General features: G+C 30.2%; 17 protein-coding genes. 7 read left to right on the top strand and 10 right to left on the bottom strand.

Annotation, left to right across the window (positions count from 1 at the left end; genetic code table 11):
• On the top strand, positions 1–267 hold a 267-nt coding region (locus B3R94_RS02595; RefSeq protein WP_291098458.1), incomplete at its 5' end, for a glycine cleavage T C-terminal barrel domain-containing protein.
• 284 nt (positions 268–551) lie between these two features.
• Here the strand turns inward: B3R94_RS02595 and B3R94_RS02590 are convergent.
• The 8 genes from B3R94_RS02590 to B3R94_RS02555 all read right to left on the bottom strand — a co-directional run bounded on the left by B3R94_RS02590 (position 552) and on the right by B3R94_RS02555 (position 10992).
• Positions 552–1052, bottom strand: a complete 501-nt coding sequence (locus B3R94_RS02590; RefSeq protein ID WP_280062894.1) for a DinB family protein — start codon at positions 1050–1052, stop codon at positions 552–554.
• An 89-nt stretch (positions 1053–1141) separates the two neighbouring features.
• Entirely contained in the window at positions 1142–1582 is a 441-nt protein-coding gene (locus B3R94_RS02585; RefSeq protein ID WP_236688169.1) for a hypothetical protein, read from the bottom strand.
• Positions 1563–3371: an excinuclease ABC subunit UvrC gene (gene uvrC / locus B3R94_RS02580; RefSeq protein WP_291098453.1), complete on the bottom strand. Its 1809-nt coding sequence runs from the start codon at positions 3369–3371 to the stop codon at positions 1563–1565. The genes B3R94_RS02585 and uvrC overlap by 20 nt, the downstream gene beginning before the upstream one ends.
• Entirely contained in the window at positions 3371–6481 is a 3111-nt protein-coding gene (locus B3R94_RS02575) for a UvrD-helicase domain-containing protein (protein ID WP_291098450.1), read from the bottom strand. Before B3R94_RS02575 ends, uvrC begins: the two co-directional genes overlap by 1 nt.
• A 137-nt stretch (positions 6482–6618) precedes the next feature.
• Entirely contained in the window at positions 6619–8376 is a 1758-nt protein-coding gene (locus B3R94_RS02570) for a M56 family metallopeptidase (protein ID WP_291098447.1), read from the bottom strand.
• An 84-nt stretch (positions 8377–8460) separates the two neighbouring features.
• A complete protein-coding gene (locus B3R94_RS02565; RefSeq protein WP_038331851.1) occupies positions 8461–8838 on the bottom strand; it encodes a BlaI/MecI/CopY family transcriptional regulator in 378 nt (125 codons plus the stop codon).
• Positions 8839–8971: 133 nt separating this feature from the next.
• Positions 8972–9589, bottom strand: coding sequence for a porin family protein (locus tag B3R94_RS02560; RefSeq protein WP_115001567.1), 618 nt, complete (start codon positions 9587–9589; stop codon positions 8972–8974).
• 152 nt (positions 9590–9741) lie between these two features.
• Positions 9742–10992, bottom strand: coding sequence for a 3-deoxy-D-manno-octulosonic acid transferase (locus B3R94_RS02555; RefSeq protein ID WP_291098443.1), 1251 nt, complete (start codon positions 10990–10992; stop codon positions 9742–9744).
• Positions 10993–11092: 100 nt separating this feature from the next.
• Between B3R94_RS02555 and B3R94_RS02550 the strand changes: the two genes are divergently transcribed.
• From B3R94_RS02550 to B3R94_RS02540, 3 genes are all read left to right on the top strand, one after another.
• On the top strand, positions 11093–12208 hold the full coding sequence (locus B3R94_RS02550) for a DegT/DnrJ/EryC1/StrS family aminotransferase (RefSeq protein ID WP_038331857.1): 1116 nt from the start codon (positions 11093–11095) through the stop codon (positions 12206–12208).
• 97 nt (positions 12209–12305) lie between these two features.
• Positions 12306–13319 carry a UDP-glucose 4-epimerase GalE gene (gene galE / locus B3R94_RS02545; RefSeq protein ID WP_115001563.1) on the top strand — a complete coding sequence of 338 codons (1014 nt, stop codon included), beginning with the start codon at positions 12306–12308 and terminating at the stop codon, positions 13317–13319.
• 3 nt (positions 13320–13322) lie between these two features.
• Positions 13323–13727, top strand: coding sequence for an NUDIX hydrolase (locus tag B3R94_RS02540; protein WP_291098440.1), 405 nt, complete (start codon positions 13323–13325; stop codon positions 13725–13727).
• Between the two features lie 54 nt (positions 13728–13781).
• On the opposite strand, the gene B3R94_RS02535 is transcribed toward B3R94_RS02540, so the two are convergent.
• On the bottom strand, positions 13782–14234 hold the full coding sequence (locus tag B3R94_RS02535; RefSeq protein WP_115001559.1) for a copper resistance protein NlpE: 453 nt from the start codon (positions 14232–14234) through the stop codon (positions 13782–13784).
• An 85-nt stretch (positions 14235–14319) separates the two neighbouring features.
• Here B3R94_RS02535 and B3R94_RS02530 point away from each other — a divergent pair, with 85 nt between their 5' ends.
• Positions 14320–14826, top strand: a complete 507-nt coding sequence (locus B3R94_RS02530; RefSeq protein ID WP_038331868.1) for a methylated-DNA--[protein]-cysteine S-methyltransferase — start codon at positions 14320–14322, stop codon at positions 14824–14826.
• Positions 14827–14872: 46 nt separating this feature from the next.
• Here the strand turns inward: B3R94_RS02530 and B3R94_RS02525 are convergent, their stop codons facing one another.
• Entirely contained in the window at positions 14873–15364 is a 492-nt protein-coding gene (locus B3R94_RS02525; protein WP_219033666.1) for a copper resistance protein NlpE, read from the bottom strand.
• A gap of 135 nt (positions 15365–15499) precedes the next feature.
• Between B3R94_RS02525 and lipA the strand changes: the two genes are divergently transcribed.
• A complete protein-coding gene (gene lipA, locus B3R94_RS02520; protein ID WP_280036882.1) occupies positions 15500–16369 on the top strand; it encodes a lipoyl synthase in 870 nt (289 codons plus the stop codon).
• Between the two features lie 81 nt (positions 16370–16450).
• Positions 16451–17239, top strand: a complete 789-nt coding sequence (locus tag B3R94_RS02515; RefSeq protein WP_291098435.1) for a GLPGLI family protein — start codon at positions 16451–16453, stop codon at positions 17237–17239.
• Position 17240 lies beyond the last annotated feature (1 nt).

Raw genomic sequence — 17240 nt, 5'->3', positions numbered from 1 at the left:
AAAGCTCAAAAAGAAGCTGGAGTTGAGAAGAAATTAGTTGGTTTCAAAATGATCGAAAGAGGAATTCCTCGCCACGATTATAAAGTTGTAGATGACAACGAGAATACAATCGGTATTGTGACTTCAGGAACGCAGTCTCCAATGTTGAAACAAGGAATTGGTTTAGCATATGTTCATACAGATTTTGCTAAAGTTGGAACAACAATTAGAATTCAGATTCGTGATAAAAATGTATTAGCAGAAGTTGTAAAAACTCCTTTTGTTTAAAACAATATAAAGTCAAAATATAAAAAAGCTTTCGAGAATTTCGAAAGCTTTTTTTATGAATTCATATTAATTGATACTTTTATAGATGTCTTTTTTAGATAAAATCAATAAAATAGATTATTAACTACGAATATTATAAAATTGTTAATATTTCTTAAAAAAAACACAACTTAGATTTGTTTAAATATGATATATGTTATATTTTTGAGATAACAATATTACTGATCAGTAATACAATTAACACTAATTATGATTTTAAGACCTCTTATTTAAGAGGTCTTTTTTTATTGAAACTTTTGAGAATCAGAACTTGGTCCATAACTAGAAGGTAAATCTATTCCCAATAAACGATAAAATACCCCTAATTGAGCGCGATGATGTGTGATTTGATTTAGTGCATGACGAATTGCTTCATATTTTGTAAAATCTGCGAAGACTGTATCACCAGCAACAATTTTCCAATTATTATTCAATTCTTCATCCGTTGCGTTTTTCAAGGAATTTTCACCCGCTTCGTAATCTTCGTCTAATTTCTTTTGTAAATCTTGCACAGAAGTAAAACTTGTCGGTTTGTAATCTCCTGTAGCAAAATCTAATTTATCAGTTGTTAAAATCAAAGCTGGCCAAGCAAATATTTCGACAATATGATTCGTCAACATTGTAATGTCCATACTTTTTTCATGAGGTTTGTATGTCGTTTTATCCTCAGGGAATCTTGCAATAAATTCTTTGGTAATTTGATACTCGTTTTGCAATTCTTTTGCTAATAATTCTACTATTTTCATGTTGTTTTGATTTGTAGTTAAAAGGTACAAATTTTTGAAATAATTCATAAAAAAAACTGCTTTACTAAATTGTAAAGCAGTTTATATTTTTAGATATCGTCTGTGTATAAATCAATAATTGGACGAGGTTTTTTTCGCTTGATTTGAGTCAGCCAATAGACAAAAATTCCTATTCCATTTCCAAAAATAATAATCGTAATCCAGACCAAGCGATCATCACTTTTTATCAAATTTGGATTCTTTAAAGCATGCACAATAAAGTATACAAAAGAAATCACGCCAGTGAAAAAACTCATCAATACCAAGAAGATAAAAATGATAAGATTTCCTAATAACGCACTCAATAGCGATTTAGAACTTCCTGAATGTCCTAGCTGCACATCGAGCGTACTAAACATCGAATAAAAAATTCCAAAATAACTTAACAAGCCAAGTACAAATAAAGTGATAGGAACAATTGCCAAAGTGGCTTGTAGCTTTGGATTGTTCAAAAGAGACGTTAAATCTCTGTCAATTAGTAGATTTTTCATCATTCGAAAAATAATCTTTTATTTTTTTTGCTTTAGATTTTCCTATACAATCGGTTAATTCTAACAAAGATGCATTTTTTATTCGTTCGACCGATTTAAATTTTGTTAATAATTCTTTAATTGTTTGCGGACCGATACCTTCTATTTCTTCCAAAACCGAATTATAAGCGTTTTTACTTCGACGATTTCGGTGACGTGTAATTCCAAATCGGTGCGATTCATCTCGCACATGTTGAAGCACTTTCAAGGTTTCAGAATTTTTTTCCAAATATAACGGATAAGGATCATCTGGATAATAAATTTCTTCTAAACGTTTCGCAATTCCAATCACCGAAACTTTTCCGCGTAAACCCAAACGATCAATCGATTTTAGAGCAGAACTTAATTGCCCTTTTCCACCATCAATCAAAATTAATTGAGGCAAAGATTCTCCTTCAGCCAAAACTCTCGAATATCGTCTTTCAATCACCTCTTCCATCGTCGCAAAATCGTTCGGTCCTTCTACGGTTTTAACATTGAAAATGCGATAATCTTTCTTACTTGGTTTTCCATTTTTGAACACCACACAAGCCGAAACAGGATTCGTTCCTTGAATGTTAGAGTTATCAAAACCTTCAATATGTCGAGGTTCTGCAGGTAAACGCAAATCAACTTTCATCTGATTCATGATACGATTTGTATGACGATCAGGATCGACGATTTTGGTTTGTTTGAGCTGTTCTAAACGATAAATTCGTGTATTTTTTAACGATAAATCGACAATATGTTTTTTATCGCCAATTTTCGGAACGGTAATTTTTCTGAACGGAATTTCTAAACTCAATTCGAACGGAACATAAATTTCTTTCGAAGTTAAATTAAATCGATCCGAAAAATCAATAATTGCGCGTTCCAATAAATCTTCGTCCGTTTCGTCCAATTTCTTTTTCCATTCCTCTGTATGCGACTGTATGATTGCTCCGTGATAAATTTTCATGAAATTGACATACGCATATTCTTCATCTGACGTAATCGAAAAAACATCAACATTCGTAATCGTAGGCGAAACAATTGTAGAACGAGATTGATAATTCTGTAACGCCTCGATTTTTTCTTTAATCATTTGCGCTTTTTCAAACTTCAATTCAGCAGCATATTTTGTCATTTGGTTAACCAAATATTGCTTTGCTTCGTTAAATTCTCCTTTGATAATATTACGAATTGCCGAAATTTGCTCGTTATATTCTTCCTCGGTTTGATAAGCTTCACAAGGTCCAAGACAATTGCCAATATGGTATTCTAAGCAAACTTTGAATTTATGATTTTCGATATTTTTCTCACTCAAATCATACGAACACGTTCTTAGTTGATACAATTCTTTGATCAAACCTAACAAAACTTTCATTGCTTTTCCGTTAGAATATGGTCCAAAGTATTCCGAACCATCTTTGATCACATTTCGAGTCGAAAAAATACGTGGAAATCGTTCATTTTTGATGCAAATCCAAGGATAGGTTTTGTCATCTCTTAACAGGATATTGTATCGTGGTTGATGTTCTTTAATCAAATTATTTTCCAACAACAACGCATCATATTCAGAATTTACGTTGATGGTTTCGATGTTATCAATATTACTCACCAAAACACGCAAACGTTTCGAATCGTGTTGCTTATTGAAATACGAATTCACGCGACGCTTCAAGTTTTTCGCTTTACCAATGTATAACAAATCTCCTTTTTTGTTATAATATTGATAAACACCGGGCGTTTCGGGTAAACTCGCTAATTTTAATTTTACATTTTCATTCATCAAAATACCTCTACAACATTTATTTTTTGCTGTTCATCATCAATATAAATCAAGATTTTGGTCTGAATATTATAACCTAAATTTCTAAAAAAATTGGCATATCTATTTACTTGAAAATGATGATCTAAATCGGGTTGACCAGTTTTATAATCGATAATCGAACAATTATTTTCTGCATCAATTACCACACGATCGGCTCTGAAAATTTGTCCATTTTCATCAATAAAATCGCGTTCATTTAAAACGGTTAAACCTTCAGCAAAATATGGAACTAATTTAACATCTTGTAATAAATTTTGCAAGGTTTTTTGCAGATGTTCTACATTTTCGGCTGAAATTGTACCACGTTGTTTTTCACTTTCAATGATTTTTGGCAAATCATTTTGTGTGACAATTTGTGATAAAATGTTATGAACTGTATTTCCAAATTCGGTGAATTTCAACTTTTCTTGCGCTTTTTCCGAATTCGTATTAATCACTAAACGCGTATTCCAATCCGAAGAATAAATTTTTAACTCAGCCGAAGAATTTTCTATAATTTTTGGAGTTGAAATTCGTTCTGGAGAACCTTTCAAAATAACTTCATCCTCAGAAAAACCTTTACTGAAAACAAATTCGTGTAAATAATTTGCAATATTTTTAGATTTCGAAGACTCTTTTGGTTTTAGCGCAATCATATACAATTGCTCTTTTGCACGCGTTGTTGCAACATAAAGTGTATTAATTTCATCCAATTGAACCAAATTTTCTTCTTCGTCAATCTTCGATTTTATCGCTTCGTTTTTGATTGATTTCAATTCATTATTAATTCCAACATAAAATGTTTCGAACGGATTTTCTTCATCTTTTTGTAATGGAATCCAAATTTTAGAATTCTTACTTTGCCAATCCAAAAAAGGCAAAATCACAACTGGAAATTCCAAGCCTTTTGATTTGTGAATCGTCATAATCTGAATCGCATCAACACCTTTTGGCGTTTTGATACTCGCTTTATCTTTGATTGTTGACCAAAACTCAAGAAATGAATTCAGATCCGATTCATTTTTCGATGAATACTCTAAAATAACATCCAAAAAACTTAAAATATAAGCAGGCGAACGTTCTTGTAAATGTAAAGTTCGAATCGCTTTTTCTGTAAAATCGTATAACGAAAGGTTTTGATCTTGAATAAAATCTAAATCAATTCCAAGTGATTTGGTTAATTTTAAAAACTTTGGTAAATCACCTTTTAAGGCTTTTTCAACAGTAATCGTTAAATCATCCGTTTTGAATAATTCTAATTCATAAGCCACCATTAAAAAACGAATTTTTGATTGTTCGTCTTGTGGATTTGAGGTGATTTTGAACAAATATTCAATTAATTGAATTTCGAAAGAATTCTTTAACAACAAAGCTTCATTAGAAATCACAATCAAATTATTTTCGGTCAAATATTTCGCTAACAAAATCCCTTGCGCATTACTGCGAACCAAAATCGCAATATCATTTAATGAGAAACCATTTGCTCGGCAATTTTCAATTGTTTTTAGAACCAATTCTAAATTTTGTTCTTTAAATAAATCTTTCGAACGACCTTCTTGTTCAATAAAATTTATTTTGACAAAACCATCTTTTTGATGATTGGTCAATTGTTTATTTCCGATTTCGTACAAATATTGAAAACTCGGCAAATTGAGTTGTGGCGCGATAAACGAATACAATTCATTGTTAAATTGAATAATATTTTCGTGACTTCGCCAGTTTTTTTCTAATTCTTCAACTTTAATATTTTCTTCCTCTTTTCGATCAATTAAATCAATCATTTGTGCAGGATTTCCACCTCGCCAACGATAAATGGACTGTTTTGCATCACCAACCAACATAATTGTATCAGATTGCGCGCGTGCATTTTCGACCAACGGATTCAGATTATTCCATTGTAACGTCGATGTATCCTGAAATTCATCAATAAAATAATGATTGTAACGCGAACCAATTCGCTCATAAATAAAATTGGCAGGTTGTTGTTGCAGATTTTTACTGATGATAGTATTGAATTCGTTAATCAACAAAACATTTGAATCTTTTTTGATCGAATCCAATGATTTTTCAACTTCATTAATCAACGAAATTGAGGATATATTTTTCTGAATGGAGGTTAACAAAAGTAAGTGATCATTGATGTTCGCAGCTTTTTCGAACAAATCTTTCACTTGAGGAAAAATAGATTCTGCTATTGCCTCTTTCACTTTCGAAAGGTAACCGTCTTCCAAAATATCTTTTGTATTCGCATCGGTTGGTAAAATCAAACCAAAACCATCAAAGTTTTTTAATTTCTGGAAAAAAGCAGCAATTCCTCGACTTTTTCCTGGTAATTCATTTACCGAAATTCCATTGTTTGCAAGCAATTCGAAAAACTCATTTCCAATTGTAATCAAACCATCTTTCAAAGTTTTTATATCATCAAAAATAACTTTTCGATAACGAATAAATTCGTCTAACGAAATGTTTTTTAATTTTTCTAAATCTTGCAAATGACGATCATTAGAAATGTCCGAAGTGTCTGAAGAAAGTGTTTTTCGAATATCCCACGATTTATTTTCGTCCATATTATCCAACGCAATTTTGATCATTGTTTGCGTTAGTTTTTCGTCTTCTCCAATTTTTGAATACAACAAATCAACGGATTCATTAATGATTTCATTTGTATTCATTTCGACATCAAAATTCATTGATAAACCTAAATCTTGCGCAAAAGATTTCATCAATCGAAGATTAAATTTATCAATTGTGGAAATCGAAAATTTGGAATAATTATGAAGAATCGCAATCAGAATATTGTATGCTTTTGTCTTGATGATTTCAGGCTTCAAATTCAGTTCCGAAGCTAATTCGAGAATATATTGATCTTCTTTTGGATTAGGATTTTTGGCAATTTCTTCTAAAGTTTCGATGATACGTTCCTTCATTTCACCCGCCGCTTTATTCGTAAACGTAATAGCTAAAATGTGTTCGAAATGATAATCGCTTTCATTCGTCAATAACAACGAAAGAAATTCCTTTACCAAAGTGTAAGTTTTACCTGCTCCAGCGGAAGCATTGTAAATTTTGAAATCGCCTGCTTGTAACAAATTCTGAATTTTTAGGAAAGTTAAACAATCTTCTCAAAAATAGAAAATCAGAATGCCAAAACATGACGTATAAAAAAAGGAAACTCGTGCGAGTTTCCTTTTTTTGAGAATATGTTATAAATACTATGAAATTTTTATTATTTCTTAATTTCTTTTTTTAATTCTTTTTGCCTTTTTTCAATCTCTTTTAGCATTTGTTTAGTATTTTTTTCTTGTAATTCTAGTTCTTTCTTTTTCTCCTCAAGATGTTTACTCATTTCTTTTGGATCTTCAGAATAAAATGTTTTTACAGTAAAAGTACCTAATTTTTGTATTTCGGGATTTTTGGGATCAACTTTAAATTTCGTTACTTCTCTTGCAGAATGCGGTTCTACTGTAATTGCCCACGGATTTTTAGTTTCCGTTTTTACAGCTGCAATATCATAATCTCTTGCTTGCGCATTTTTTACTTGTTTTTCTATTTCTGTATTATCAATTCCTTTATTTTTTGAAAAACTTAAACTATAACTATTATCAATTTCTTTTGATTTTAATTGATTTTCTAAATAAACCTTATCAATTTCAGAACTAATAATTTTATGCTCAACACCATTTTTATCTGTATAAATAGAATAACCATTTTTCAACGTAATATTATTTTTTAATGTTGGCATTTTAGCTGTTTTTACTTTTTTATCAATATTCGGAATGTCTTTTTCTGAATTAAAAATTTTGATGATACTTGAATCTTTTTTGATAATTTCTATCAAACCTTCATTACTTTTTACAAAAACTTTTTCTATTTCTTTTGGATCAATTTTTCGCAAAACTTTTCCATCTGTTCCATATAAAATCGTCGGAACCAACTCTTTTTTCAAGACAATATCTTTTATTTTGATAGAATCATTCAGAATGATATCTCCAGCATCATTCAAGATAATTTTGTTTTGTGGATTACTTTTTAGAATCTTTTTTAACTCATCTTTCGTAATCACTTTTTCTATTGGAGTTGTTTTTTTAGCTTGATCTGTTTTGAGAAGCGAATCTCTTAAAGTAGTTGCTTGTCCAAGAAGAATTTCGGCCTGCGATTGAACAGGTTTTTCCAACGCTTGTTCCACTTTTTGAGCTTTTTTCTCAACTTCTTGCGCGAACGATTTTTGGCTAAAAAGTACAAAAGCACTCAATATAAAAGGTAATGATGCAAACGAAAGAATCTTTACTTTTCGTTTCGATGTATTTTTTGTCATCATAAGTAGGCGTTTTTTAGTTAGAATAAAATTGAAATTACTTGCCATCATAGATGGATTTTGCGTTGCAATACAATCCAAAATTTGATGTTGGTAAGTTTTTAAATCTGAGTTTCTTTTCAATACATATTCATCTGCCAAAAACTCGTGATTTAGTTTGATTGATTTTTTATAGAAATAAATAAACGGATTGAACCAAAAAAGAATTTGAAAAATTTCAATCAACAAAATGTCCAAACTATGTTTCTGAATACAATGCGCTTTTTCGTGATCAATTAAATTTTGATGTAAGCTTTTTAGTTGCTTTTTCGGAATAAAAATATATTTCCAAAAACTATACGGCTGATTCGAATCTAAATCAAGAATATATGTAATTTCTTGATCTTTGATTTTTTCCTCAGTTTTAATTTTGAACATCAATTCGTACAAATTGTAGATAAATCTTACAAGAAAAATTACACCAACCAAAATGTAAATAACATTCAAAATATCACCAAAATTGATTCCTCTTTCTTGTTGCAACAATTCAGGATTTTGCATCAGAAAAGCCAATAATTCGGGCGAAATATTTGTTTCTGTCGCTGTGATAGGCAAATCAATTTTGTACAAAGGCGCGATTAACGAAAATATCAACGAAAACAACAGATAAAATCGATTGATTTTATACATGCTTTCACGTTCCAAAAAAAGTTTATAAAAGGAATATAAAAATCCGGAACAAAGAATAAATTTTATAAAAAACGCAACCATAGATTATTTCTTTTTACGGTCTATTTCATTATCGATAATGTCACGTAATTTTTCTAATTCTTCGACCGACATATTGTTCGATTTTGCAAAAAATGAAGCAAATTGTGTTGCCGAATTATTAAAGAAGTTGGAAATCATTCCTTTTACTTCTTTTGAAAAATAATCATCTTTTTTCACCAAAGCATAGTATCGACGCGAATTTCCCATTTGTTCGTAATCGATATAACCTTTGTCGTGCATCCTTTTTAATAAGGTAGAAATTGTAGTATTCGCAGGTTTTGGATCGTCATAAGAATCGATAATATCTTTCGCAAAAACTTGTTTTCCACTCCAAATAACTTCCATCACTTCCTCTTCTCTTCTTGATAATTTAACTTTCATATCTACAACTGTATTTTGATTACTACAAATATAGAATTTAATTTGACATAGCAAATTTATTTTGCAATTATTTAACGATAAAGCACAAAAAAAAGGAGCAAAAGCTCCTTTCAATATTTTGATTTGAAATGAATTACATTTCAGCTAATTTGTATGCTACACCAATACTAAAGTAAGTATTTGTAATTTTGTAATTGTCATTAACTGTTTGCGGATAATAATCATTAATATTTGACAATCCTTTTGTAAAACGAGCATTAATCTCTAATTCATCTGTTATTTTATAAGCTGCACCAAAATTTAATCCAAAATCAAATGTTTTGAAATTGTCAGTAGCTTTTATTTTTGTATTTTCTTTACCTAATTCATATTTCTCTTTAGCAGAAACCAAGAAACCCAATTGCGGACCAAATTCAACATTTAATCCATCCATAATTTCATAACGTCCCATTAAAGGAATATTAATATTATGTGTAATTAATTTTGCTTTTGAGTTATCATTAGTTTTTAATCCTGCTCCTTGTTTAGAATATAATAACTCTGGTTGAAAACTAATTTGATCCGTTATTTTATAGTTTGCATAACCTCCCACATAAAAATCAGTTCTGAATTTAGTTTGATTTTCATATAATTGTCTTGAATCACCAGATAAAGTTGGGAAGTTAAGACCTCCTTTTACTCCTAAATCAATTTGCGCGTTTGCTGCACTTAATCCACCAAAAAGTGCTATTCCTAAGATTAGTTTTTTCATTTTTTTATTACTTAAGTCTGAGTTATATATTTAATTCAAAAGTAAAGTTTTATTCATACAAAAGATTGATTTACATCTTTAAAAAATCAATAATGCTTTTTTGACTCACAATTTCTGTGCCTTTTTTGTTAAAATTGATAAAATTTTAAGATTTACAAAATATCATCTAAATATTCTAAAATAATTTTAGTTGCATTTGGCGAATTTTGAACAAAATCTCCAGCTTTTTTTCCACTTTCTTTTCGAAAATTTTCATTATTCATCAAACGATTCATAATTGTATCAAATTCATGTTGATTCGCAATAGAAAATCCTCCGCCAATTTCAATCAAATCCACAGCTTCCTGAAATTTCTTGTATTTAGTACCAAAAACGACAGGATTTCCAAATGTCACCGCTTCTAACGTGTTATGAATTCCTGCACCAAAACCTCCGCCAATATAGGTAATATCTGCATAAGAATAGACTTTTGATAAAATACCAATTGTATTTAGAATAAATATTTTCGAATCGATTAAATCTTGTTGCGAAGTTTTTTCTAAATCAGAAAATTTAACTGCTTTTTGGTTGATTTTATTCTGAAAAGAATTGATTTCAGCATCATTCAAATTATGTGGTGCAAAAACAATTTTCCAATCATTATTTAATTTTTGGTTGATTAAATTCACAAATAATTCTTCATCTTTTGGCCAAGAACTTCCAACAACAATTAATTTCGAATTTTGTTTAAAATCATTCATAAAATCCAATTCATTATCTTGATGAATGATCTGTTTGACACGATCAAATCGCGTATCGCCTGCAATTGTATTTTGTGTGATATTGATTGAATCCAGTAAATCTTTTGATTTTTGATTTTGAACAAAGAAATGATTTATCAAACTTAATTTTTTCGCAAACCAATTATTTCCGTCTTTTTTGAAAAAATTTTGACTTTCTCTAAAAATAGATGAAACTACAATTGTAGGAATGTTTTGCTGATGTAATTCGATAATCAAATTAAACCAATATTCGTATTTCACCAAAATCAAAATTTCTGGATGAAGCACTTTTATTAACTTTTCTGCATTTGATTTTGTGTCCAAAGGCAAATAAAAAATAACGTCTGCGCCTTGATAATTCTTTCTAATTTCATAACCAGAAGGAGAGAAAAATGAAACAGCAATTTTATGTGTTGGATAGTTTTCTTTCAATGCTTCGATCACTGGTCTACCTTGTTCAAATTCGCCTAAAGATGAACAATGTACCCACAAAACTTTATCGGTTTCTGAAATTTTAGAAGCTATTTTTTCTTCCCAATTTTTTCTTCCATCTACCCAAAGTTTTGCTTTTTCGTTAAAATTCGAAGCCAATTTTAGCGCCATTCCGTACGCCTTAATTGATGTGTTATAAAATCCTTGCACAATGTTGCAAAGTTAAAAATTTAGAATGAGCTTTTTTTGTACATTTGTTGTAATAATAACGACTTTTTAAAGTTGTAGATTTTGAAAGATTCATTAAGTTATGAAAAAAATACAAATGGTTGACTTACAAAGTCAATATCAAAAAATAAAAGGAGACGTTGATGCAGCAATTTTGAATGTTTTGGATTCGGCTGCTTTTATTAATGGACCAGAAGTAAAACAATTCGAAACTGAATTGCAAAATTACTTAAATGTAAAACACGTAATTCCTTGTGGAAACGGAACTGATGCGTTGCAAATTGCTTTGATGGCTTTAGGTTTAGAACCAGGTGATGAGGTAATTACTGCTGATTTTACATTTGCTGCAACTGTTGAAGTTATTGATTTATTGAAATTAAATTCAATATTAGTTGACGTTGATTATGATACTTTTACAATTGATACAGAAAAATTAAAAGCGGCAATCACGCCAAAAACAAAAGCAATTATTCCAGTTCATTTATTTGGTCAATGTGCGAATATGGACGAGATTATGGCAATTGCAAAAGAACATAACTTATATGTTGTAGAAGATACTGCACAAGCTATTGGAGCGGATTACAAAGGTCGAAAAGCTGGAACAATTGGTCACATTGGTTGTACATCTTTCTTTCCTTCAAAAAACTTAGGTTGTTATGGTGATGGTGGAGCAATTTTTACAAATGATGATGATATTGCACATCGTTTACGTGGAATTGTAAATCACGGAATGTACAAACGTTACTACCACGATGAAGTTGGTGTTAACTCTCGTTTGGATTCTGTTCAAGCAGCAGTTTTACGTCGTAAATTACCTTTCTTAAATGATTATAACGCTGCTCGTAACAAAGCTGCGGCTTATTATACAGAAGCTTTTAAAGATATTGATGCATTATTAACGCCTGTAAAAGGAGAAGACACAACTCACGTATTCCATCAATATACGTTACGTGTAACAAATGGTAAACGTAATGAATTACAAGCTTTCTTGACTGAAAAAGAAATTCCTGCGATGATTTATTATCCTGTTCCATTACGTAAACAAAAGGCGTATGATAACGGACATTATAATGATGCAGATTTTCCAAATACAAACAAATTGGTAGAAGAAGTAATGTCTTTGCCAATGCATACAGAGTTAGATGAAGAGCAATTAGCTTATATCACTTCTGCTGTTCGCGAATTTTTTGGAAAATAATTTATCCTAAAAAATAATACGAAAAAGCTTCTGATTAGTTTCAGAAGCTTTTTTATTTTCCTAAATTTGATTTCACTATAAAAACTAAATATTAAAAATGAGTAAAATATTAGTAACTGGAGGTTTGGGTTACATTGGTTCGCACACAGTTGTAGCTTTACAAAATGCAGGTTATGAAGTTGTGATTATAGACGACTTATCGAACACAGAAATTAGCGTGTTGGATAAAATTACTTCTATTACTAGAACAAAACCAACTTATTTCGAGATTGATTTAAAAGATCAAGAAAAAGTAAACGAATTTTTCAAAACAAATAAAATAGATGGAATTATCAACTTCGCAGCGCATAAAGCAGTTGGAGAATCTGTTGAAAAACCGTTGATGTATTATCGAAATAATCTTTTAGGTTTAATTAATCTTTTGGATGCAATGAAAGATTTTGATGCTAATAATATTATTTTCAGTTCGTCTTGTACAGTTTACGGACAAGCGGATAAAATGCCTATTGATGAGCAAACTCCACTGAAAAAACCTGAATCTCCTTATGGAAAAACGAAACAAATGGGAGAGGAAATTTTAGAAGATTTCTCAGCAGCCTTTGATAAAAATGTGATTTGTTTACGTTATTTCAATCCAGTAGGTGCGCATCCAACTGCTAAAATTGGAGAATTACCAAAAGGAATTCCAAATAATCTAATTCCTTATGTTACACAAACTGCAGCTGGAATCAGAGAAGCATTATCGGTTTGGGGAGATGATTATCCAACGCGTGACGGAACGGCAATTCGTGATTATATTAATGTAAATGATTTGGCTGATGCACACGTAAAAGCGGTAACTCGTTTGATCGAAAATAAAAATAAAGCAAAGCTAGAATTCTTTAATCTTGGAACGGGAACAGGATCTACGGTTTTAGAAGTTGTTCACGCATTTGAAGATGCCAATGATTTGAAATTGAAATACGAAATCAAAGAGCGTCGCGCAGGAGATATTATCGAAGCTTATGCAAATAACTCTTTAGCAGAAAAAGAATTGGGTTGGAAACCTGAAACAAAATTATCAGAAAGTATGCGTACTGCCTGGGAATGGCAAAAAAGTTTAGAAAAATAAAAGATGATTCAATTACCAACAGCGGGTTTATTAGTTATTAAAAATAATAAACTGCTTTTGACATTTAGCAAAAATAAAAAAGCGTGGTATTTACCAGGTGGAAAAATTGATAAAGGTGAAAATTCTGAAACAGCTTTGGTAAGAGAAATAAAAGAAGAATTGAGTTTGGATTTGGTAAGAGAAGAGCTCAATTTTTATTGTCATATTACGGCCGAAGCGTATGGAGAGCAAAACCTTTTGATGGAACAAGATTGTTTTTTGTACGATTTGAACGAAGAAATAAAACCAACAAATGAAATTGAAGCTTACAACTATTTTACTTTTGAAGAATATTTACAAGAAGAAATTCAAGTAATTGGTGTAATTAAAGTTTTTGAAAAATTAACAAAAGATCATTTATTGAACTAAAATAATTTCAAAAATAGAAGGCAATCCGTAATCGAGATTGCCTTTTATTTTTTATTATTTAGTCTTTTTCAAGATGTATTTATCTTTCAAATTTCCTGTGATTTCTTTTCCTTGTTGATCCAAAACTTTCAATCTATTTTCTTCAACTTTCAACACTAACGGACTTACATTCGAATTCAAATGTAAAACATTTCCAGAAGCATCCCATTTATAAAATCCTTCGTCTTGATAAACTGTTTCTTTTCCTAAATATTCTTGTTCAATAAAAAAGTTACCATCTTTTTTCAATTCAACAATATATTTTATTCCTTCGCAATCGGCACAAGGTAAAGTTCCTTCATACTTTCCAGCCCAATCCAACGAATTCATAGAATTGTGTTCTTTTTTTACAGCTTCTGTAATTTCTTTAGAAGAATCTGTATTTTTTTGTTCTTGTTGAACACCTTTTGATTGGCAAGAGAATATAATGAAAGATGCGAAAATACTCGCGAAAATAGATTTTTTCATAAATTAATTTTATGATATTTTTAACAACAAATTTGATACCAAATTACGACTATATTTTTCTAACTTTCAACTAAAATTTTATAAAATGTTTCGCTCAAAAAAAATACAAACACCTCTTGGAGAAATGCTTGCAATAAAGTCGGAAAAAGGACTTTGTATGTTAGAGTTTTTTGATGGAAAATCGACCGAAAAACAACTCAAAGAAATAGAAAACTTAGGTGAAATTTTAGAAAAAGATGATGAAATTTTGAATCGTTTAGAAACTGAATTGAACAATTATTTTAAAGGAAATTTAAAAGAATTTACCATTCCACTTGATTTGATTGGAACAGATTTCCAGAAAAAAGTTTGGAACGAATTAATCAAAATTCCATTTGGAGAAACAAGATCATACAAAGAACAATCGATAGCTGTTGGAGATTTATTAGCGATACGAGCAGTTGCAAATGCGAACGGAAAAAACAAAATTGCAATCGTAGTACCTTGTCATCGCGTAATTGGCTCAGATGGTTCGTTAACTGGGTATGCAGGCGGAAAGAAACGCAAACAATTTTTGTTGGAATTAGAATCGAAACAATTAAACTTATTTTAATATGAAAGACAGCTTAATTACTGTCTTTCATATTGATTTAATAATCTTACTTTTTTAATAAAATGTATTTATCTGCTAATGGACCTTTGATATCTTCACCTTCTTGAGATAGGATAATTAGTTTATTTTCACCTACTCTATAAAAATGTCGATTTTTATCTTTTGTATCTAAATACAAAGCATTATTATCAGCAGTCCATTGGAAACGACCTTCATCTATTAATTTTTGGTTACCTTTCATATATTCAGAAACTACTTTTATAGTTTCATCTTTATTTAAAGTTACAGTTGTTTTAATTCCAGGACAATCAGCACATGGTAAAATTCCTTCATAAGTTCCTACCCAATCAATAGAAGTTTTCGCGTTATGCGTATCAATAATATGTGTGTCTGACGAGTTTATTGGTTCTTTTTGAATAGTTGAATCTTTATGTTCAGTTGTTGCTTCTTCAGTTTTTATAAGATCTTTATCTGTCTTTGTTTCGCAACTATAAATTATTGAGCTAAAAATAAGTGTAAGGATAATTGAGTTTTTCATTTGTTATTGATTTTAACTGATTAAAATCCAAATAATATTCCAAAAAATGTTAAAAACTATATTTTTATTTCATTTATTTAGGATGTAATAGCTTTCGAAAAAACTTTGTAAATTAGCCAATCAGAAAAGTAATGTATGAGTGTTGAGCTATTACCAGATGGAAGAGTAAAAAAACCTGAATGGTTGCGTGTAAAATTGCCTACAGGGAAAAAACATCGCGAATTAAGAGGTTTAGTAGATAAGTATAAATTGAACACCATTTGCCAAAGTGGAAGTTGTCCTAATATGGGCGAATGTTGGGGTGAAGGAACTGCAACATTTATGATTTTGGGAAATGTGTGTACGCGTTCATGCGGTTTTTGTGGTGTGAAAACTGGTCGTCCAGAGCAAGTGGATTGGGCAGAACCAGAAAAAGTAGCGCGTTCTATCAAATTAATGCAAATAAAACATGCGGTTTTAACTTCTGTTGACCGTGATGATTTAAAAGATATGGGTTCTATTATTTGGGCAGAAACAATACACGCTGTTCGTAGAATTAGCCCAGGAACAACGATGGAAACTTTGATTCCAGATTTTCAAGGAATCGAAAAACACATCGATCGTATTGTAGAAGCTGCTCCAGAAGTACTTTCTCATAATATGGAAACGGTTCGTCGTTTAACGCGCGAAGTTCGTATTCAGGCGAAATATGATCGTTCGTTAGAAGTTTTACGTTATGCAAAAGAAGCAGGTCAACATCGTACAAAGACTGGAATTATGCTTGGTTTAGGTGAGTTTGAAGACGAAGTTTTTGAAACAATTCAGGAAGTTGCTGATGCAAATGTAGATGTCATTACAATTGGTCAATATTTACAACCAACGAAAAAACATTTGCCTTTGAAAGAATTTATCACGCCAGAACAATTCAAAAAATACGAAGATTTCGCTCGTGGATTAGGATTCCGTCATGTAGAATCTGGACCATTGGTTCGTTCTTCTTACCACGCTGAGAAACATATTTTATAAAAATAATTTAAATTTAATATTTAGAAGAGTTGCAATGATTTGTAACTTTTTTTTTTTATTTTTAAAATATAAATTACAATTATGAAAAACTTCTTAACACTAATTATCATTTTTTCAAGTTTTGCGCAAGCGCAAGTTTATGAAGTGAAAGTAAGATTTAAACATCATACAAAGTATACTTCAGAATATATTGAAAAAGTTTTTTCAGATATTAAAAATGAAGAACAAAGAAAATGGAATATTGAACAGAATGAAAATCCAAAACCAATAGATTTTTTAATTTATTCTTCTAAAAATGAGCAAAATTCTGTTGAACAAGAAAAAATTAATAACGATCAAAATTATCAGGGAGAAATTAAAAAATCAGTTGTAGGACTGCCTTTAGGAGTGACATATTCAGATTTTAGATTGAATGAAAATTATAAAGAAGAAGATGTTTACGGTAAAAAATATATTGTCAAAAATCCAATAGAAGAGTTAGTTTGGGAATATTCAAACGAAACAAAAGAAATATTGGGTTATAAAGTTTATAAAGCAACTTCTGATTTTAAAAAATATAAAGTAGAAGCATGGTATACCAAAGAAATTGATTTTGATTTTATGCCGATAAATGTAAAACCAATTGAAGGATTTGTTTTAGAGATGAATTTATTTGTTGAAAGTGAAAAAGTTGGACGAATGGATAATATTATTCGTGTAGAAGCTATTCAACCAAATGTAAAAAAATATAAATTCAAAAATCCTCTTAAAGCTGATAAAGCTTCAAAATTACCTATTGTATCTCAACAAGAAATAGCAAAAATTTATGATGAAGCTAATAAAAAAATGAATGAATTGAGAAACAATAGCGAAGGAGTTGATAAAAAATAAT

Origin of the sequence: Empedobacter sp. UBA7611, from assembly GCF_002484365.1 — a bacterium.
Taxonomy (GTDB): Bacteria; Bacteroidota; Bacteroidia; order Flavobacteriales; family Weeksellaceae; genus Empedobacter; species Empedobacter falsenii_B.
This window is presented reverse-complemented; position numbering and strand designations above follow the sequence as displayed.

Coding starts and splice junctions, on each gene's coding strand:
- B3R94_RS02590 (WP_280062894.1), bottom strand. CDS start 1,052: ATGAAAATAGTAGAATTATTAGCAAAAGAATTGCAAAACGAGTATCAA.
- B3R94_RS02585 (WP_236688169.1), bottom strand. CDS start 1,582: ATGAAAAATCTACTAATTGACAGAGATTTAACGTCTCTTTTGAACAAT.
- uvrC (WP_291098453.1), bottom strand. CDS start 3,371: ATGAATGAAAATGTAAAATTAAAATTAGCGAGTTTACCCGAAACGCCC.
- B3R94_RS02570 (WP_291098447.1), bottom strand. CDS start 8,376: ATGTATAAAATCAATCGATTTTATCTGTTGTTTTCGTTGATATTTTCG.
- B3R94_RS02565 (WP_038331851.1), bottom strand. CDS start 8,838: ATGAAAGTTAAATTATCAAGAAGAGAAGAGGAAGTGATGGAAGTTATT.
- B3R94_RS02560 (WP_115001567.1), bottom strand. CDS start 9,589: ATGAAAAAACTAATCTTAGGAATAGCACTTTTTGGTGGATTAAGTGCA.
- B3R94_RS02550 (WP_038331857.1), top strand. CDS start 11,093: ATGAAAAAAATACAAATGGTTGACTTACAAAGTCAATATCAAAAAATA.
- galE (WP_115001563.1), top strand. CDS start 12,306: ATGAGTAAAATATTAGTAACTGGAGGTTTGGGTTACATTGGTTCGCAC.
- B3R94_RS02540 (WP_291098440.1), top strand. CDS start 13,323: ATGATTCAATTACCAACAGCGGGTTTATTAGTTATTAAAAATAATAAA.
- B3R94_RS02535 (WP_115001559.1), bottom strand. CDS start 14,234: ATGAAAAAATCTATTTTCGCGAGTATTTTCGCATCTTTCATTATATTC.
- B3R94_RS02530 (WP_038331868.1), top strand. CDS start 14,320: ATGTTTCGCTCAAAAAAAATACAAACACCTCTTGGAGAAATGCTTGCA.
- B3R94_RS02525 (WP_219033666.1), bottom strand. CDS start 15,364: ATGAAAAACTCAATTATCCTTACACTTATTTTTAGCTCAATAATTTAT.
- lipA (WP_280036882.1), top strand. CDS start 15,500: ATGAGTGTTGAGCTATTACCAGATGGAAGAGTAAAAAAACCTGAATGG.
- B3R94_RS02515 (WP_291098435.1), top strand. CDS start 16,451: ATGAAAAACTTCTTAACACTAATTATCATTTTTTCAAGTTTTGCGCAA.